Source organism: Thermoactinomyces mirandus (genome assembly GCF_013868055.1).
GTDB lineage: Bacteria > Bacillota > Bacilli > Thermoactinomycetales > Thermoactinomycetaceae > Thermoactinomyces > Thermoactinomyces mirandus.
On sequence record NZ_JACEOL010000001.1, the window covers coordinates 60,408 to 75,917 of the forward strand.

Annotated in this window: 17 protein-coding genes, 2 pseudogenes and 1 other annotated feature; of the genes and pseudogenes, 2 read left to right on the forward strand and 17 right to left on the reverse strand. The window is 46.5% G+C overall.

All coding sequences use genetic code 11. The annotated features are described in order from the left end of the window. Positions 1–121: 121 nt before the first annotated feature. Positions 122–1,315, forward strand: a complete 1,194-nt coding sequence (locus H2C83_RS00295; protein ID WP_181736616.1) for an ornithine--oxo-acid transaminase — start codon at positions 122–124, stop codon at positions 1,313–1,315. 51 nt (positions 1,316–1,366) lie between these two features. On the opposite strand, the gene H2C83_RS00300 is transcribed toward H2C83_RS00295, so the two are convergent. The 16 genes and pseudogenes from H2C83_RS00300 to H2C83_RS00360 all read right to left on the reverse strand — a co-directional run bounded on the left by H2C83_RS00300 (position 1,367) and on the right by H2C83_RS00360 (position 13,252). Further along, positions 1,367–2,014 (reverse strand): helix-hairpin-helix domain-containing protein, encoded by a 648-nt coding sequence (locus tag H2C83_RS00300; RefSeq protein ID WP_181736619.1) that lies wholly within the window; start codon positions 2,012–2,014, stop codon positions 1,367–1,369. A gap of 101 nt (positions 2,015–2,115) precedes the next feature. Then, positions 2,116–2,451: a PEP-utilizing enzyme gene (locus H2C83_RS17530; protein ID WP_312853817.1), complete on the reverse strand. Its 336-nt coding sequence runs from the start codon at positions 2,449–2,451 to the stop codon at positions 2,116–2,118. Then, positions 2,405–2,713, reverse strand: coding sequence for a hypothetical protein (locus tag H2C83_RS17535; protein ID WP_246333654.1), 309 nt, complete (start codon positions 2,711–2,713; stop codon positions 2,405–2,407). Before H2C83_RS17535 ends, H2C83_RS17530 begins: the two co-directional genes overlap by 47 nt. A gap of 11 nt (positions 2,714–2,724) precedes the next feature. Further along, on the reverse strand, positions 2,725–3,501 hold the full coding sequence (locus tag H2C83_RS17540; protein WP_246333655.1) for a PEP/pyruvate-binding domain-containing protein: 777 nt from the start codon (positions 3,499–3,501) through the stop codon (positions 2,725–2,727). A 1-nt stretch (position 3,502) separates the two neighbouring features. Further along, positions 3,503–4,126 carry a TetR/AcrR family transcriptional regulator gene (locus H2C83_RS00310; protein WP_181736620.1) on the reverse strand — a complete coding sequence of 208 codons (624 nt, stop codon included), beginning with the start codon at positions 4,124–4,126 and terminating at the stop codon, positions 3,503–3,505. Positions 4,127–4,169: 43 nt separating this feature from the next. Then, the gene (locus H2C83_RS18405; RefSeq protein ID WP_376766321.1) at positions 4,170–4,424 is read right to left on the reverse strand and encodes a transposase; all 255 of its coding nucleotides are present in this window, start codon (positions 4,422–4,424) and stop codon (positions 4,170–4,172) included. Further along, a pseudogene (locus tag H2C83_RS00315) lies at positions 4,421–5,148 on the reverse strand (transposase). Before H2C83_RS00315 ends, H2C83_RS18405 begins: the two are co-directional and overlap by 4 nt. 392 nt (positions 5,149–5,540) lie before the next feature. Further along, positions 5,541–5,855: pseudogene (locus H2C83_RS18410) on the reverse strand (transposase); the annotation flags it as partial. 176 nt (positions 5,856–6,031) lie between these two features. Then, a complete protein-coding gene (gene leuS / locus H2C83_RS00325; RefSeq protein WP_181736625.1) occupies positions 6,032–8,494 on the reverse strand; it encodes a leucine--tRNA ligase in 2,463 nt (820 codons plus the stop codon). Positions 8,495–8,567: 73 nt separating this feature from the next. Continuing rightward, positions 8,568–8,799: a binding site (T-box leader), on the reverse strand. A gap of 126 nt (positions 8,800–8,925) precedes the next feature. Next, positions 8,926–9,267, reverse strand: a complete 342-nt coding sequence (rsfS, locus tag H2C83_RS00330) for a ribosome silencing factor (RefSeq protein WP_181736627.1) — start codon at positions 9,265–9,267, stop codon at positions 8,926–8,928. After that, entirely contained in the window at positions 9,264–9,854 is a 591-nt protein-coding gene (yqeK, locus tag H2C83_RS00335; RefSeq protein WP_181736629.1) for a bis(5'-nucleosyl)-tetraphosphatase (symmetrical) YqeK, read from the reverse strand. Before yqeK ends, rsfS begins: the two co-directional genes overlap by 4 nt. Beyond that, complete coding sequence (locus H2C83_RS00340; protein WP_181736631.1) at positions 9,844–10,428, reverse strand: nicotinate-nucleotide adenylyltransferase; 585 nt, start codon at positions 10,426–10,428, stop codon at positions 9,844–9,846. The genes yqeK and H2C83_RS00340 overlap by 11 nt, the downstream gene beginning before the upstream one ends. A gap of 17 nt (positions 10,429–10,445) precedes the next feature. After that, positions 10,446–11,291, reverse strand: a complete 846-nt coding sequence (aroE, locus tag H2C83_RS00345) for a shikimate dehydrogenase (protein ID WP_312853814.1) — start codon at positions 11,289–11,291, stop codon at positions 10,446–10,448. A 24-nt stretch (positions 11,292–11,315) separates the two neighbouring features. Then, positions 11,316–12,449, reverse strand: coding sequence for a ribosome biogenesis GTPase YqeH (gene yqeH / locus H2C83_RS00350; protein WP_246333656.1), 1,134 nt, complete (start codon positions 12,447–12,449; stop codon positions 11,316–11,318). After that, positions 12,446–12,964 (reverse strand): YqeG family HAD IIIA-type phosphatase, encoded by a 519-nt coding sequence (locus H2C83_RS00355; protein ID WP_181736635.1) that lies wholly within the window; start codon positions 12,962–12,964, stop codon positions 12,446–12,448. Before H2C83_RS00355 ends, yqeH begins: the two co-directional genes overlap by 4 nt. Positions 12,965–13,084: 120 nt before the next feature. Then, positions 13,085–13,252 (reverse strand): hypothetical protein, encoded by a 168-nt coding sequence (locus H2C83_RS00360; protein WP_181736638.1) that lies wholly within the window; start codon positions 13,250–13,252, stop codon positions 13,085–13,087. 181 nt (positions 13,253–13,433) lie between these two features. Here H2C83_RS00360 and H2C83_RS00365 point away from each other — a divergent pair, with 181 nt between their 5' ends. Then, entirely contained in the window at positions 13,434–14,666 is a 1,233-nt protein-coding gene (locus tag H2C83_RS00365; RefSeq protein WP_181736640.1) for an MFS transporter, read from the forward strand. Between the two features lie 112 nt (positions 14,667–14,778). Here the strand turns inward: H2C83_RS00365 and H2C83_RS00370 are convergent, their stop codons facing one another. Further along, positions 14,779–15,366, reverse strand: coding sequence for a DedA family protein (locus tag H2C83_RS00370; RefSeq protein ID WP_181736642.1), 588 nt, complete (start codon positions 15,364–15,366; stop codon positions 14,779–14,781). Positions 15,367–15,510: the final 144 nt, after the last annotated feature.

A 15,510-nucleotide genomic window follows, 5' to 3' on the forward strand; every position in this document is an offset into this window, starting at 1 on the left:
CCGAAAAAGTCAAGTTTTATATCAATATTGAAAGAAATGACACTTCATTGATTTTGCGCAATCTTATCCATTACAATGGATTTGAACAGTCGGAAACTTAATTATACAGGGGGTAATGCCGGTGTCAAAAAATCAAGCGATCATTGACCTAACAGCCAAATACGGAGCCAACAACTATTACCCGTTGCCCATTGTCATTTCGAAAGCGGAGGGAATCTGGGTCGAAGATGCCGATGGAAACCGGTACATGGACATGTTAAGCGCTTACTCTGCGCTGAACCACGGACATCGCCATCCACGTCTCATCCAGGCATTAAAAGAACAAGCCGACAAGGTTACACTTACTTCCCGCGCATTTCATAACGATCAACTGGGCATTTTTTATGAAAAAGTGTCAAAATTGACTGGAAAAGAAATGGTATTACCCATGAATACCGGTGCCGAAGCTGTTGAAACTGCTCTCAAAGCGGTACGGCGCTGGGCCTACGATGTTAAAAAAGTTCCTGACAATCATGCTGAAATTATAGTTTGCACAGAAAATTTTCACGGACGAACCATTACAGCTGTTTCCCTGTCGTCGAATGATGAATACAAGCGCGGCTTTGGCCCGCTGACTCCGGGTTTCAAAGTTATTCCTTACGGCAATATCGAAGCGCTTACAAATGCGATCACACCGAACACCGCAGCTTTCCTTCTCGAACCGGTTCAGGGAGAAGCAGGTGTTATTGTTCCGCCGGAGGGGTATCTGAAAGAAGCCTTTGAAATTTGCAGGAAGAACGATGTTTTGTTTGTTGCCGATGAAATCCAGACCGGTTTTGGCCGGACAGGGCAGCTTTTTGCATGCGATTGGGAAAATGTAAAGCCGGATATGTATATTATGGGAAAAGCCCTGGGCGGAGGAGTCATACCCATCTCCGCCGTTGCTGCTGACCGGGAAATCCTTGGTGTATTTGAACCTGGCTCTCACGGTTCCACCTTCGGGGGAAATCCGCTTGCCTGTGCTGTGGCTATTGCAGCAATGGATGTTTTGATGGAAGAGGAACTGCCAAAACGGTCACGGGAGCTTGGCGAATATTTTATCAAGGAACTCCGCAAAATCAATCACCCGGCCATTAAAAAAGTGCGCGGAAAAGGCCTGTTTATTGGCATGGAACTTTATGAACCGGCACGCCCGTATTGCGAAGCCCTGATGAAGGAAGGACTGCTGTGCAAGGAAACGCACGAAAACACGATTCGCTTTGCACCTCCTCTGATCATTACCAGGGAAGAACTGGATATGGCCCTGGAAAAAGTGCGCAAAGTGATGAGCAGATAATCATGCTTCTATCAAGCGGAATCTGATGTTCCACCAGATCCCGCTTTTCTGTTATGACAGGATGATCTGGTCTCTAAACTGATCCAGCATTTTTTCCCCAATTCCCGGAACCTTTGCAATTTCGTCCACACTTGAAAAAGGGCCATTTTCTTCACGGTAGCGCATAATGGCCTGCGCCTTTTTGGGCCCTATTCCATCAAGCTGCTCCAACTCTTCCGCTGTCGCTGTATTAATGTTGATCTTGCCTGTCTTTTCACTGCCATCCGCGGGAATCGACTGTCCTGTCCAGGCACTCCCGTTCACCTCCTCCCCCTTTTTGGCAACATACACCACTTTTCCGTCTGACAGGCGCTCAGCCAAGTTCACTCTCATCAGATCCGCTTGCGGCAAAGTTCCCCCGGCCATCCCAATGGCGTCATGAACACGTGAATTCCTGTCAAGCCGATATATTCCCGGTTTTCTAACAGCCCCTTTCACATCGACAACCACCCATTTTTCCTCCCCGAACGAAGAGGATTGCTCCGGCTTCCGTTCAGTAACCACAGGTTGATAAGGAGTTAGTGGCGTTTCGGAAGCTTGCGCCGGTTCTCCCTGCCGCCACAGGAAATACAGGCAGATAACCAGAGCCAGTCCCAATCCCGCCGACACAAGGACCAGCTTCTTTTCAAGCGATGTCAAATCCCATTCCCACTGGACCATACTTCCACCCTCTCACGATTGACAAAAATAGCCATGATTTAACAAACAATTCCATAAACCTGTCAAAAATCCTCTTTAATTCATTGAAAAAAAGACAATGTTCAGGACTCCGTCTGGTCTTCTGATTCACGGATTTTTTCCAGGATTCTGACCGTTCCCTGTCCTCCATCTACCACAATCCGATCGCCTGTCACAAGCTTTGCTGTGGCATCCCCGCATCCGACTACAACCGGAATGCCAAGTTCTCTTGCCACAATAGCAGCGTGGGACAAGGGAGCCCCTACATCCGTCACAATTGCGGCAGCTTTGGGAAAAAGCGGCGTCCAGCCAATGTTGGTTGTGGATGTCACCAGGATTTCCCCCGGCTGGAGCTGGTCTCCATCTTCCGGCCTAGTAAGAATCCGCCCATTCCTTCGGCCTTGACCTGTTAAAGGGATAGACGGGAAAACTTGTTTTTTCCGGGACCTGTCCGAAAAAAGTGCCCGACAATTTCAGGGCAGACCCGATACTGATACCAAACAGTGCATAGGCAGAAACCTTCCGGCTTAAATTGGTGTAGATTCTCCCGCATATATTGCCCGACCAAATATAATAGCCCCTGTCAAACGTTGTTTCCTGGTCAAGCATTCTGATCAGGCTCCAGGTAAAAGGGGTAATCACGTCTGGAACGGCTTCTTCAATATTGGTATTTACCCACAATTCGTCTCCTGTCAGTGAGTCATTGATCTCATACTTGTCCAGGTTCCCGGGAACAATGTGGTGATGGGCCTGGCCTGAAGCAAAACCAATTTTTTATCTGCAACAGCCCATTCGAGATCCAGGGGAAGCCCCTGCTTTCTTTCAAGGCTTGCCGCATACCGGTACAGTTTCCGGGAATACTTTTTAAACTCAGCCGGTCCCCGATATGATCCGCTCGGCCTGATTAATATAAATTCATACGGATTGGCTTCGCCTGACACCAGTTGTTCGCCCAGGCCATGTACATAATTGCCGGCCATGTTCTGGCGGCTTCCCGTAATTGGATCTGCCGTAAACAGCACACCTGAAATTTCGGGTTGTACCATCAATTGGACAACCACGGAAAGCTGATAGGATTCATCCATTCCCTGCGCCAGACTGTATGCTTTTACCCGTTTTTGAAAAACGGTATGAACGGCATCCAGAATTTCTTCATCCGTCTTTACACCAAGGACCGTTTCAAATTCTCCGGCGTAGGATGCCCGGGCCGAATCCTCGCTTAAGGCAGAAGATCTTACCGCAAACCGGGAACTAACCTCACGCTTTCTCATTTTGGTTAAACAAGCCCTAATTTCTTCCACTGCGGCTTCAGTCAGTCTTTCGTTTTGAAAGGCTGCGGGAAAGATAATAAAACCATCCGGAACAGGATATCCTTCCTGAACCATTCTTGCCAGCATACTTCCCTTGCCGCCGGCCAAATCCCGGAACTCCGGCCTGAACTCTTTAAAAGTTATCACTGTCTGTTTCATGTCAATTCTCCCCTTGACTTTGGATACCATACCGTACCATGGCAAGAAAGGAATTTCGCTCTTTGAGAAAACGTTGAAAATACGACCTGTTCAACACATCATTTTCTGTCGCCTCAGAAATATATTTACGGTCAAAATCATCCAGTACCAGCATAACAAGCCGAAAAGCCTGTCCGCGGTCCACCCCGCTTTTAAGGGAAACTTTATTAAACAGGTCTTTCCACAACTTGTTCAAGCCCGTTTGCAGTTTGCCGTATCTCTCCTTTACTTCTTTGATTATAGCTTCAGGCGTCTCAACCAGCGCTTCTTTTAAAATCCGGTAAGCATCGGGGTTGGTTTGAAAAAAATTGAATTTCAGCCGGCTAAATTTCTCCCTGGCCTCAAAAAAGTCCTGATAACCGGAAAGATTTGCTGTCTCCAATTCCTGCCTCCCTTTCGCCAGGCTTCGGTCCACTATCTCCAGATACAATTCCTTCTTGTTCCTGAAATGATGAAACAACAGCGCTCGGGAAACCCCTGCGGCCTTTGCCAACATGACGGTTGAAGTTTTTTCATAACCATGGAGTGCAAAAACATGCTGGCATATCTCCAGGATCTGGTCTTTATCATAAAGTTTTGCAGGCATCCTGAACTTCTCCTTTTTTACTGACAATCCTGTCAATAAAATATCATATACTGACACCCCTGTCAACAAAACAGAATCTGCTGGCAAATCCGAACCTGGTAAACTTTTTCCCTTCCCGTAAAAATCCCTTGACTTGCTTCCAAAAGAATCGGCCCAAAAAGCAAAGGCATTCCCGTATACAGACATGCAATTCAGCACGCAGGGCTTTTGGCGTAGCATCCGGCAAGTTCCTCAAAAAATGCGTCTGGCATTGTTGCCAGGTTACGCCTTGAAAATGCTGGCGAATCGTTCGGATCAAGCCGGCATGGTGGTTGAAACCACCAAGTCCATCCTACAAAGTCCACGGCTTTTCAACCAGCTGAAAAACTCACTCCAACTCGCCTCGGACTCACTATCCCCCAATATCAAGCCAAGGACTTCCCGGTATCCTAATGCCAATCTCCATGAGAGCGCCTCGAGCGCGCACACGCCCCTCCTCACGGACTTCTCGCACCATGGCATCCACAATGGGAAGGGATAGCGCTCGTCCTGCAAGGGACGAGCGTTCCAGGCCGTCACGATCGGGCCGGCTGTTTTGCACAGATCCGAAACCGTCGACTTGGAGAACTCCGTTCCACAAATCTCTACCGTCACTTGAGCTACCTTTCGAGTGGAGACACCATTGCCCACCCTCTCCATCAATGCCAACACCAAAGCCTGTTCGCTCCGCTGGTAACGGGCAAACAGATCTTCGAAAACTTTCCATCCCGAATCCGTGGATCGCGAAGCTTGATTGTTCCTGCACGGGTCGTCAACTGGTGAGGATAACCCTGGCGTTCCTTCGTGCGTTCATAGCGATCGGATAACAGTTGTTCCGTTACCTGTGCCTTTAGAATCTGTTTCAGAACCGATTCCAAGAATTTTGCCACTCCATCATCTTTTGAATCTTTCAAAAATAATTGATGAAAAATCTCCGAATCTACGGTAATCTGATACTGAGCCATTGTGAAGCCTCCTCGTTTGGCAGTTCTTTCCACATCCATTCCAACTGAGGAATTTCATCATGGCTCACTTATTTTTTGAGAACCATTTTTACACAATGATATGGACTTAACTTCGTACCATGGTAACAACCATTCCGCAAAGGGCATTCTTGACATTTTGTAACATCAAAATAGAATGCGGTGAATGAATTTTTTTTGCTTCTTGTTTTACCTGTTCAGCAAGAAGCACCAAGAAAACCATCTCTTCTTCCGGGACTCTTTGACCAGGGAGTTTATTTGGTTTCTCAATTAATTTTGGTTGATATTTCCTGACTGCACGTCTTGGACGTGCAGCGGCTGTAATGAGGACTCCTTCAGGTTTTGTCCAGAAGCATTTGCCATCGTATGCGTTGAATCAACAATGACACTGTTAGATCGAATAAGACCCTGTTTTACGCATTGTTGCACGATATGAGCAAGCACTCGTTCAACGCCAGCTTCCCCGAGTCGGTTTCGCCGAAATCGAGAGAGTTTGGAGAAGGATCATGAAGAGGATCTTCAGGATTGAGTTTCAAAAACCATTTATATGTCAGGTTTACTTGACAGTCTGTGATTACTTGTCGACCTGATAACTGGTACAGATTTTGCGGAAAAAGAAGTCGAAACAGCACTTCGGGATCATTAGCGGGTCGTCCATAATACACATCACAGGATTCTTTGACTAACTCGTGGATAAAGCTGAAATCAATGGCTTCGCTGATTTTTTCAGAAAATGGTTTTCTGGGATCGGGTTATACAGTTCATTGTGGATAGAGCTTCTCCTGATGTTTTGGTCTTTTGACATAGTCTTCACCCAATTCAGTGTAAAAAAAAAGTGCCCGAAGGCACTTTTGCAAAAGATGTTATGCTATTGCACCAGTCTTTTTTAAGCGGGCTTTTGCCATTATTTTACCACGATATTCACCAGTTTTTTTGGCACAACAATTACTTTGCGAATCGTTTTCCCATCAATCCAGGCCTGAACGCGTTCATTGCGGAGTGCCTGTTTTTCAATCTCCTCACGGGAGGCCTGTGTGGATACAATCAGTCGCTCACGAATTTTTCCGTTTACCTGGACAGCTATTTCCACTTCATCCAAAACCAGGGCGGATTCATCATAGGTTGGCCATTTGACCAGATGGACGCTGCCTTCTTTCCCCATCAATTGCCACAGTTCTTCCGTGATATGGGGAACAAACGGGGCCAACAGGACAACCAGGGTTTCGAGAGCTTCCCTGTAAATGGCCCGGTCAGCATTTTTGTCGTACTGGTACAAACCATTGACCAATTCCATGATCCCACTGACTGCCGTGTTGAAATGGTTTCGCTCCCCAATTTCGTTGGTAACCTTTTTGATCGTCTGATGCAAGAGGCGGCGAAGTTCCCTGGCCTCTCCCTCCACCTTGGAAGGATACTCCATGCTCTGCTTGAACAGTTCCTCATTTTGAACAATCAGGCGCCAGACCCGGTTCAGGAAGCGGTGGCTTCCCTCAACGCCAGCGTCACTCCAGTCAAGATCGCGATCAGGCGGAGCAGCAAACAGGATAAAGAGACGGGCCGTATCTGCCCCGTACTTTTCGATTATTTCCAGAGGGCTGACAACATTTCCTTTGGATTTGGACATTTTAAAACCATCTTTGAGCACCATTCCCTGAGTCAGCAGGCTTTTGAACGGCTCATCCACCGAAAGCATCCCTGCGTCATAAAGCACTTTTGTAAAGAAGCGGGAATAGAGCAGATGCAAAACCGCATGCTCAATGCCGCCAATGTATTCATCCACATTCATCCAACGGTCTGCCTTTTCTGTTGCAAAAGGCAGTCCATCATTTTGCGGATCGGTATAACGCAGGAAATACCATGAAGAATCGACAAAGGTATCCATGGTATCCGTTTCGCGCCGTGCCGCTTTGCCGCATTTGGGGCACGTTGTATGGACAAAGCTGTCCGAAGTAGCCAGCGGATTGCTTTTGCCGTCAAAAACCACATCATCAGGCAGAACAACCGGCAAATCTTCCTTCGGCACCGGAACGGTTCCGCATTCATCACAATAAACAATCGGAATCGGGGTTCCCCAATAACGTTGCCGGGAAATGAGCCAATCCCGCAAACGGTAATTGACCGTCCATTTGCCCAAACCTTGCTCATCAAGGTACTTGGCGATTTCCCGAATCGCTTTCCGGTTGTTCATTCCATCAAACCGGCCGGACGAGAAAAGCACACCTTCCCCGGTATAGGCTTCGGTCAAGGGTTGGCTCAATTCCGCGTCAAGAGGACGGATCACTGCCCTGACGGGCAAATCGTATTTTGCGGCAAATTGAAAATCCCGTTCATCATGGGCGGGAACTCCCATAACAGCTCCCGTTCCATAATCCATCAACACATAGTTGGCTAACCAGATCGGGATCAGTTTCCCGGTCAATGGATGCCTGGCGTACGCCCCTGTCGGATACCCCACTTTTTCGGCATCGGTTGAAGTTCGCTCAATTTCAGACTGTTTCCGCATTTGCTTGACAAAATCAAGAACTGCCGCTTCATTTTCTTTCCCCTGAATCAACCGGGGAACCAGCGGGTGTTCCGGAGCCACCACCAGGTAGCTCACGCCGTATAACGTATCAGGACGGGTGGTAAATACGGTAATCTTTTCATCCTGCAATTCCGGCACCGTGAAAACCACCTGTGCTCCTTCACTGCGTCCGATCCAGTTGCGCTGCATGGTTTTGACCCGCTCCGGCCATTTCGACAAGCGATCCAGTCCTTCAAGCAAACGGTCAGCATAATCTGTGATGCGGAAAAACCACTGTTCCAGTTCTTTCCTGGTTACTTCCGAATCACAGCGCCAACATTTCCCCTCTTCCACTTGCTCATTGGCCAGTACCGTGTTGCAGGAGGGACACCAGTTGACTGAAGCTTTTTTGCGGTAAGCAAGTCCTCGCTCATAAAAAAGCAGGAAAAGCCATTGGTTGAATTTGTAATAATCCGGCAAACAGGTGCCTACATATCTGTCCCAGTCATAGGAAATGCCAAGTACCTCCTGTTCCTTGCGAATCCGCTCCATGTTTTTCAGAGTCAATTCGCGCGGATTTACGCCACGCTGAATGGCGGCATTCTCAGCAGGCAGTCCGAACGCATCAGCCCCCATCGGATGCAATACGTTATACCCGTTCATGCGGCGGAACCGCGCTACTACGTCACCAATTGAATAGACACGCACATGACCCATGTGCAATCCTTCACCCGACGGGTAGGGGAATTGTTCCAATGTATAATATTTTGGTCTTCCCTCATTTTCTGCCGTTTGATAAAGTTTTGTATTCCTCCAGTAAGTTTGCCATTTGGCCTCCACTTCATTCGGAGAGTACGGTTTCATGTCTTTCTCCTCCATAAATCTAGGTTAAAACAACCGGAAACATTAAAAAAACCTCCCACCCCCAGCATCAACGGCTAGGGACGAGAGGTTGTTTCCGAATTCCCGCGGTACCACCCTAATTAGTGTTCTTTCCGAACACTCACTTGAAGATCCGGTAACGGGGATAAACCGCCAAAAAGTACTTACCTTGTGTTCCCTTTTGGAGCGATGAGGCGAGTTCATTTGCGTTCCGGGTTGACTCGCACCTTCCGTCAACTCTCTGTGCCGAAAGTGAGCAAATTACTATTCCCCATCATGACTTTTGTTCGTGAAAAGTTGCTGTTTAACATTATATGAAATTGAACAGACAAATGTCAACATTTTTTTATTTATTTTAAAATGGGATGCCTGCGTTAAATGGCCATTCACTCTATACCGAATCAATGAAACGGTTACTGGACATTTATTTGCCTGGCGTCACCCCACAAGCGCTCCAAGCCGTAAAATTTGCGTTCGTCTTTGTGGAAAACATGGACAACCACGTCACCGAGGTCGATAAGAACCCAACGGGCATCCTGGTATCCTTCAATTCCTTTCAGAGGAATGTCAGATTCTGTTACTTTTTCCTTGATTGCTGTGGCAATTGCCTGGACCTGGGTCTGTGAATTACCATGGCAGATCACAAAAAAATCCGCAAAGATGGATAATCCACGAATATCCAGAATCACAATATCCTGGGCCTTTTTCTCCTCGGCAGCGTTAGCTGCTAACTGGGCGATTTCCACTACTTTCAAATAGACTCCTCCCTTGAATTCTTTTGAGTAACCCGATCAAGCAGATCATTGCGGGCATCAAGCGTAAGCGGATAGATCTTTTGGGACCGATTGACCAGAAAGATGATCGTATTGTCCAATGCTTTCAGTACAGCCAAATCCAAATGTTTTTCAGCAATTCGCCGCACTTCCCCGACCTCCGGGAAGCGGCGCCCTGGCTCAATATAGTCAGCCAGAAAAATGATTTTTTCCAGCTTCGACATGGCTGGACGGCCTGTAGTATGGTACCGGATTGCATTTAAGATCATCTCATCCCTGATTCCAAATTTTTCACAGGCCACTGCCGCACCCGCGGGTGCATGCCACAATTCCTTGTTGTATTCAAGAAATTCCTGCGGCAGATGTTTCTGTTTTATCCAATGAACAAGGTCCTGTTCAGACCAACTTTTGCAGTAGTCATGCAAAATCGCAGCAATTTCCGTTTTACAGGGGTCCACTCCCTCACGCTTTGCCAATCCGATTGCCGTTTCGGCTACCCGAAGAGTATGTTCCCATCTTGATCGTGGCAACTCTTTTTTTGTAGCTTGCTTTAAAAACTCAAGATCCATACAATCCTTGCTCCTTTATATACTTGTATACTGCATCGGGGACAAGGTAGCGAATGGTTTTTCCCAACAAGAGGCGCTTGCGGATCTCGCTCGATGAAACATTTGTTTCAATGGCATCAGGAATCCACATCAATCGTTCCTTGACACAACCTGGCAAATGATCCTGATCAATTCCGGGACGTCCAAGGCCAATTACCCGGACATATTGAAGGATTTCCTTTATTTTATACCATTTCGGTAAATCTTTCACCATGTCCGCCCCAACTAACAGAGAAAATTCAATATTTGGGTATTTGTTCTTCAACTCTTCAATGGTATCAACCGTATAGGATGGCCCCGAGCGCTTCATCTCAATCTGGCATAACTTGAACCGGGGATGTTCTGCGATCGCAAGCTCAACCATCCTCTTCCGGTCTTCCGCCAGCGCAATCGTTTTTCCCGGTTTGTGAGGAGGTTCTCCTGCGGGGATAAACCAAATTTCGTTTAATGAAGCTGTATCCAGCGCCTGTTCAGCCAGTAACAAATGTCCGTAGTGGATCGGATCAAATGTACCACCGAAAATTCCCACTTTCATAACGACTCATCCTTTATCTACGTGTCTTTCAGGGAAGCGGCCAAAACCTGTTTCATCAAGGAAACTGGCGCCTCTTTCTCCGTCCATTTTTCAAAGGCGATCACAGCCTGGTATACCAGCATGTCCAAACCGGACAGGACACGAGCCCCGCGGGCTTTTGCCCCTCTCAATAAAGTGGTCTCCCGGGGATGATAAATCAGATCACTCACATATTGCCCCCTTTGAAACCATTCCACCGGAACCGGAGTCTCATCACGGTCGGGAAACATTCCTACAGATGTCGTATTAATGATCAAATCTGCTTTTTCGATTACTTTCTTCCCCTCGGTTAAAGGCAACGCTTCCGATCGGGTCAGGGAAGACAAATGTCTGCCCAAAGCCTCGGCTTTTGCCAATGTCCTGTTCAAAACCGTAATCCGGGAAACCCCCGCTTTTGCCAACGTATATCCGACGGCCCTTGCAGCTCCGCCTGCTCCAATGATCACCACGTTCAACCCGAAAAACGGGAGAGACCATGCTTCCTCAACGGAACGCAAATAACCAGGTCCGTCGGTATTGTAACCTACCCATTTCCCGTGTTCATAAACAACCGTATTGACGGCCCCGATTGCCTGAGCAGTTTCATCAACCGCATCCAGATAATCCATGATGGCCACCTTGTGAGGAATGGTCACATTCCAGCCTTTTACCCCCAAAGCGCGGAAACCGGCCACCGCATCCTTCAAATCGGAAGGCGCCACTTTAAAGGCCAGATACACATTTGGCAACTGCACTTCCCGCAAAGCCGCATTCATCATATCCGGAGACTTGGAATGTCCAACCGGATCCCCGATCAGGGCAAACAATCCCGTTCTGCTATCCACACGGTTTCCTCCTCTTTGCATTTTTTATATGATCGACGGCCTGGTGCTGACACCGATACCTTCCGGCGCCCATACTTCGATCCAGGCTTTCTCTCTGCCTGCCGCGATCCATCCCAGGCCGGAAATGACAATATCCTCTTTTTCAGTCCCCTTTAAATGAATGACATGTTTCTGAAGCGGCAGAAGTGTGGATAGATCTGCCGGCGGAGACAGCAGTTTCCCGCGGTGTTTTTCCCAAATCGCGTCTGCCTGTTCCAATTTGGTCCTGTGTATATACAGCCGGTTTGACAAATAACAGACAAACGGCTGTTTTTTTCCTCTGACAAAATCAAAGCGGGAAAGTCCGCCAAAAAATAGCGTCTGCTTTTCATTTAACTGATAAACCCTGGGTTTGATCGTATTTGAAGGCAAAACTTTTTTCAATTCTTTGGGAGAGACCCACTCACTCATCCGGTCGTTCCGTACAATCCCGGGAGTATCGATCAGGTATTTCCCGTCACCCTGCGGTATCCGGATCGCATCCAGAGTGGTTCCCGGATACGGGGAAGTTGTAATCATCTCTTCTTTCGCTCTGCCGGCTTTTTTCAGCAATTGATTGATCAGTGTCGATTTGCCGACATTGGTTGTACCAATCAGATAGACATCGCGTCCTTTCCGCAAAGACTCAATTGTTTGCATCACCCGGTTTATTTTCAATCCCTTCCAGGCGCTGCACAATACCACATCGGCCGGATGGAGACCCATTTCGTCCATTAACTGGAATACCCATTCTTTAAGCCGACCTTCCTTGACGGATGGGGGAAACAAATCCAACTTATTTGCCACGACCAACAGCGGGCGATTGCCGATCCGGCGCGACAGGCCCGGAATCCAGCTGCCTTCAAAATCGAACAGATCTGTAACCAGAACAACCAGGCAATCTTTCTCCGCAATTTCGTCCAACCGTTTCAAATAGGCATCAGGATCCTGCTCCACGCTTCCCGTTTCCCCATAATGGCGAATACGGTAACAGCGTCTGCACAAAAAAACATCCTGTGTTAGTGCTTTTTCCGGAATATATCCCACCTGACCTGGATCTGCGGTTTGCAGCGCAACGCCGCATCCTTCACAACGTTTCTCTGTCAAACTGACCACCTTGCCCTTTTTGTCTCTTGTCAACCCTGATCCCAGGGAATCAATCCTCTTCTTTCCAGCAGCCGAAAAACAAATCGTTCCATTCTACGGTTAACTCTTGTAAAAAACCCGTCAACTTCGGAAACAGGAACAACCAGTATGGTATAAAGCCCCATCCGATTTCCGCCAAGCACATCGGTTAACAACTGGTCACCAATGACAACCGTTTCCATTTTGGTACAACCCAACTTTTTTAACGCACGCCGAAACGCTGAAGCCAGCGGCTTTTTGGCCGCATGAATATAGGGAATGTTCAGGGGGGCAGCAAATCTGGATACACGCGTTTTGGTATTGTTGGATACGATCATGACCTTGAAACCCAGTTTTTGCACCGCATTCAGCCATTTCACCAATTCAGGGGTGGCGTTGGAACATGTTGTCTCCACAAGGGTGTTATCCAGATCCACAATAACCGCCTTGATTCCCTGCTCCTTTAATTTGATGAAATCAATGTCATAAATCGATTGAACAAACAGATCCGGTATAAGTATTTTCAGCAAGGGCTACACCGTCCATTTCAGGCTTATCGGCAAATAATATATCACAGCTTTAAAACAGTTTGCAAAAAACTGTACATAAAAAAAATCGGTTCTTTCAACCGATCTTCAGGTGATCCTGTTTCATCCCTGATCGACTTGCTCCTGTTCATTCAAGACCGTTACAAACAAATCCGCATCGGACAAATATTGAAACCATGCGATCACTTCACCGACTTCATTGTCCTTAACATTGTAGCCTTTATTCTCCAAAGGCTCCCCGATTCGTTCGATCACATATTTAGAACTCATATTGATCCCCCTAATATTTTGTTCTTTCCTGATTTTGATTGTACTTCTAGTTTTTAGCGCAATCAAGTAAGCTTAAGCAAGAAAACATATTTTTTCGGGATGATTTCAATTTTAATAAATGTTATAATTTTATTTATGCACATCCATTTTTAAAATTTATATTCCAATGGGGTTATTAGCCATGAAGTATTCTTACTCTTTCAAATTTTTGTGGTTAGGGCAATCTTTGGCCAATCTGGCAGACGCTTTTTATATGATTGCCATTGTAACCTTTATTTACGGAATTACTGATTCAGCAGCCATTTCTGCTTTAATTCCGGTTATTCGTATCGTTGCCAAATTTATCAGCAACTTTTTTTCTCCTTTATTAACGGAAAGGTATCGCCTTCTTCCTTTACTGATCGCTTCGCAAGGCAGCCAGACCCTTTTGCTGATTATGTTTATTTTTTCCATTCTCCAATGGAAAGAAGAACACTTTTTAATCTGGATCGTTTGGCTGTTTATCATCTTGCTGGCCTTTTTCGACGGCTGGAGTAATCCGGCGCGAAATTCCCTTGTTCCGCGGCTGGTAAAAAAAGAACAGCTTGTCAAGGCCAACGGCCTCCTATCCACTTCTGACCAGACCGTTTTGCTGATTGGCTGGGCATTCGGCGGATTATTGGTCGATCTGACGGGATCGCAAACGGTACTTGTCCTGACAGCGATCTGCTTTATGATTTCAACGGTCTCCCTGTTCTGGATTCATGATCCGAACAACACAAGGAAACCGTCAGAGAAACGCTCTCACATGGAAATCATGAAAGAAGGGTGGCATCTGCTGTTTTCGCATTCATTGCTCAAACGGGTGGCGATGATCGATTTTCTCGATTATACCGCTTCTTCTGTATGGATTGGCGCCATCACCCTTACTTATGTAGACAAGGTTTTACATGAACCGCATTCATGGTGGGGGCTGTTAAACAGTGGTTATTTCCTGGGAACCATGATTGCCGGGGTTCTTGTCATTCGTTATAGCAAATATATAGAAAAGAAATTAATATCAACATTGTTTCTGATGAGCTTTGTCGCAATTCTACTGAAATTGATCTTCGGTTTTGTCACAATTCCGATTGTTTCGCTGATTGCCATTTTTTTGCTTGGCTTTCCCTATCAGGCCAAGGGAATTGCCAAAAAAACCATGTATCAGCTTCATACCAGTTTTGACACCATGCCAAAAGTATTCTCCGCCCAATATGCATTATGTCTGGTAGCCTATGGTTCTTCCTGTTATCTGATGGGCTGGGTTGCTGACCACTTTTCGGTTCAATGGGTTTATGTAATTGCGGCATTGGCCACCGCAGGATCTACCGTCGTTTCCTATTCCCTGAAGAAGGCACAGGCAAAATCAATCCCGTTTCATTCACAACAGGCGTGATCTCCGTATAAAAACAATGAAGCCAGATCAAATCGATTCTGGCTTCATTTGATAATGCATATGGGTCAGGGAGCTTGTTTACTTGCCTACATCATCAGTGGATGTCCATTTTTCAGGAATGTTGATTCTGTTCTTTCGTTTTTTTTGTAATGATCCACCAGGCCAGGACAACCATCACCAGCATAATTGCAAGAATATAGCCGAATTTCTGGGAGACTTCCAAAAAACGCTGCACTCTTTCCATACTTCCCGAATTGCCAATGAATAAAAGAAGAGTATTCCATGGAAACACGCCCAGATAGCTCAACAGGACAAATCGCCATAAAGCAATGTTACTGATGCCCGAAATATACGAAATATAGTTTCCAAAACCGGTGGGGCGCGATAACGGAATACTCCATTCTCCATATTTCTGAAACCAGGCCTGCGCCTTTTTCACTTTCTTTTTATCCAGTTTCTTTTGTGAAAAATCCCCCACACGTTTGCCGATAAAATAGGGTATCAAGCTGAACATTACATAGATGAGACTGTTTATCACACCAATAATGACAAGTTGCCAGGGACTCACATCCATCAAATAGCCGTAAATCAAAACAAATAGCGCACCGGGAAAAGGAATCGATGAAGCTTCGATGGCAGTTGCTGCAAAAAGCCCCCATACACCGCCTTTTTCTAATATGTCTAACGCAATTTGCAGCATAACTCCACTCCTCATTGACTGTATCTTGAAGCCGGATGGCCCTGTATTTTGGGATTTATAAAAAAATTCTCGCTTGATCAAACTATCCACTTGTAGTATATCATATTCCCGCTTCATCGAACATGAGAGTATTTTGAACCGGAG

Excerpts from the sequence above, each read along its gene's own strand:
- H2C83_RS00300 (WP_181736619.1), bottom strand. The coding sequence starts at position 2,014 with ATGGTCCAGTGGGAATGGGATTTGACATCGCTTGAAAAGAAGCTGGTC.
- H2C83_RS17540 (WP_246333655.1), bottom strand. The coding sequence starts at position 3,501 with ATGAAACAGACAGTGATAACTTTTAAAGAGTTCAGGCCGGAGTTCCGG.
- H2C83_RS00310 (WP_181736620.1), bottom strand. The coding sequence starts at position 4,126 with ATGCCTGCAAAACTTTATGATAAAGACCAGATCCTGGAGATATGCCAG.
- leuS (WP_181736625.1), bottom strand. The coding sequence starts at position 8,494 with ATGAAACCGTACTCTCCGAATGAAGTGGAGGCCAAATGGCAAACTTAC.
- yqeK (WP_181736629.1), bottom strand. The coding sequence starts at position 9,854 with ATGGATCTTGAGTTTTTAAAGCAAGCTACAAAAAAAGAGTTGCCACGA.
- H2C83_RS00340 (WP_181736631.1), bottom strand. The coding sequence starts at position 10,428 with ATGAAAGTGGGAATTTTCGGTGGTACATTTGATCCGATCCACTACGGA.
- H2C83_RS00360 (WP_181736638.1), bottom strand. The coding sequence starts at position 13,252 with ATGAGTTCTAAATATGTGATCGAACGAATCGGGGAGCCTTTGGAGAAT.
- H2C83_RS00365 (WP_181736640.1), top strand. The coding sequence starts at position 13,434 with ATGAAGTATTCTTACTCTTTCAAATTTTTGTGGTTAGGGCAATCTTTG.
- H2C83_RS00370 (WP_181736642.1), bottom strand. The coding sequence starts at position 15,366 with ATGCTGCAAATTGCGTTAGACATATTAGAAAAAGGCGGTGTATGGGGG.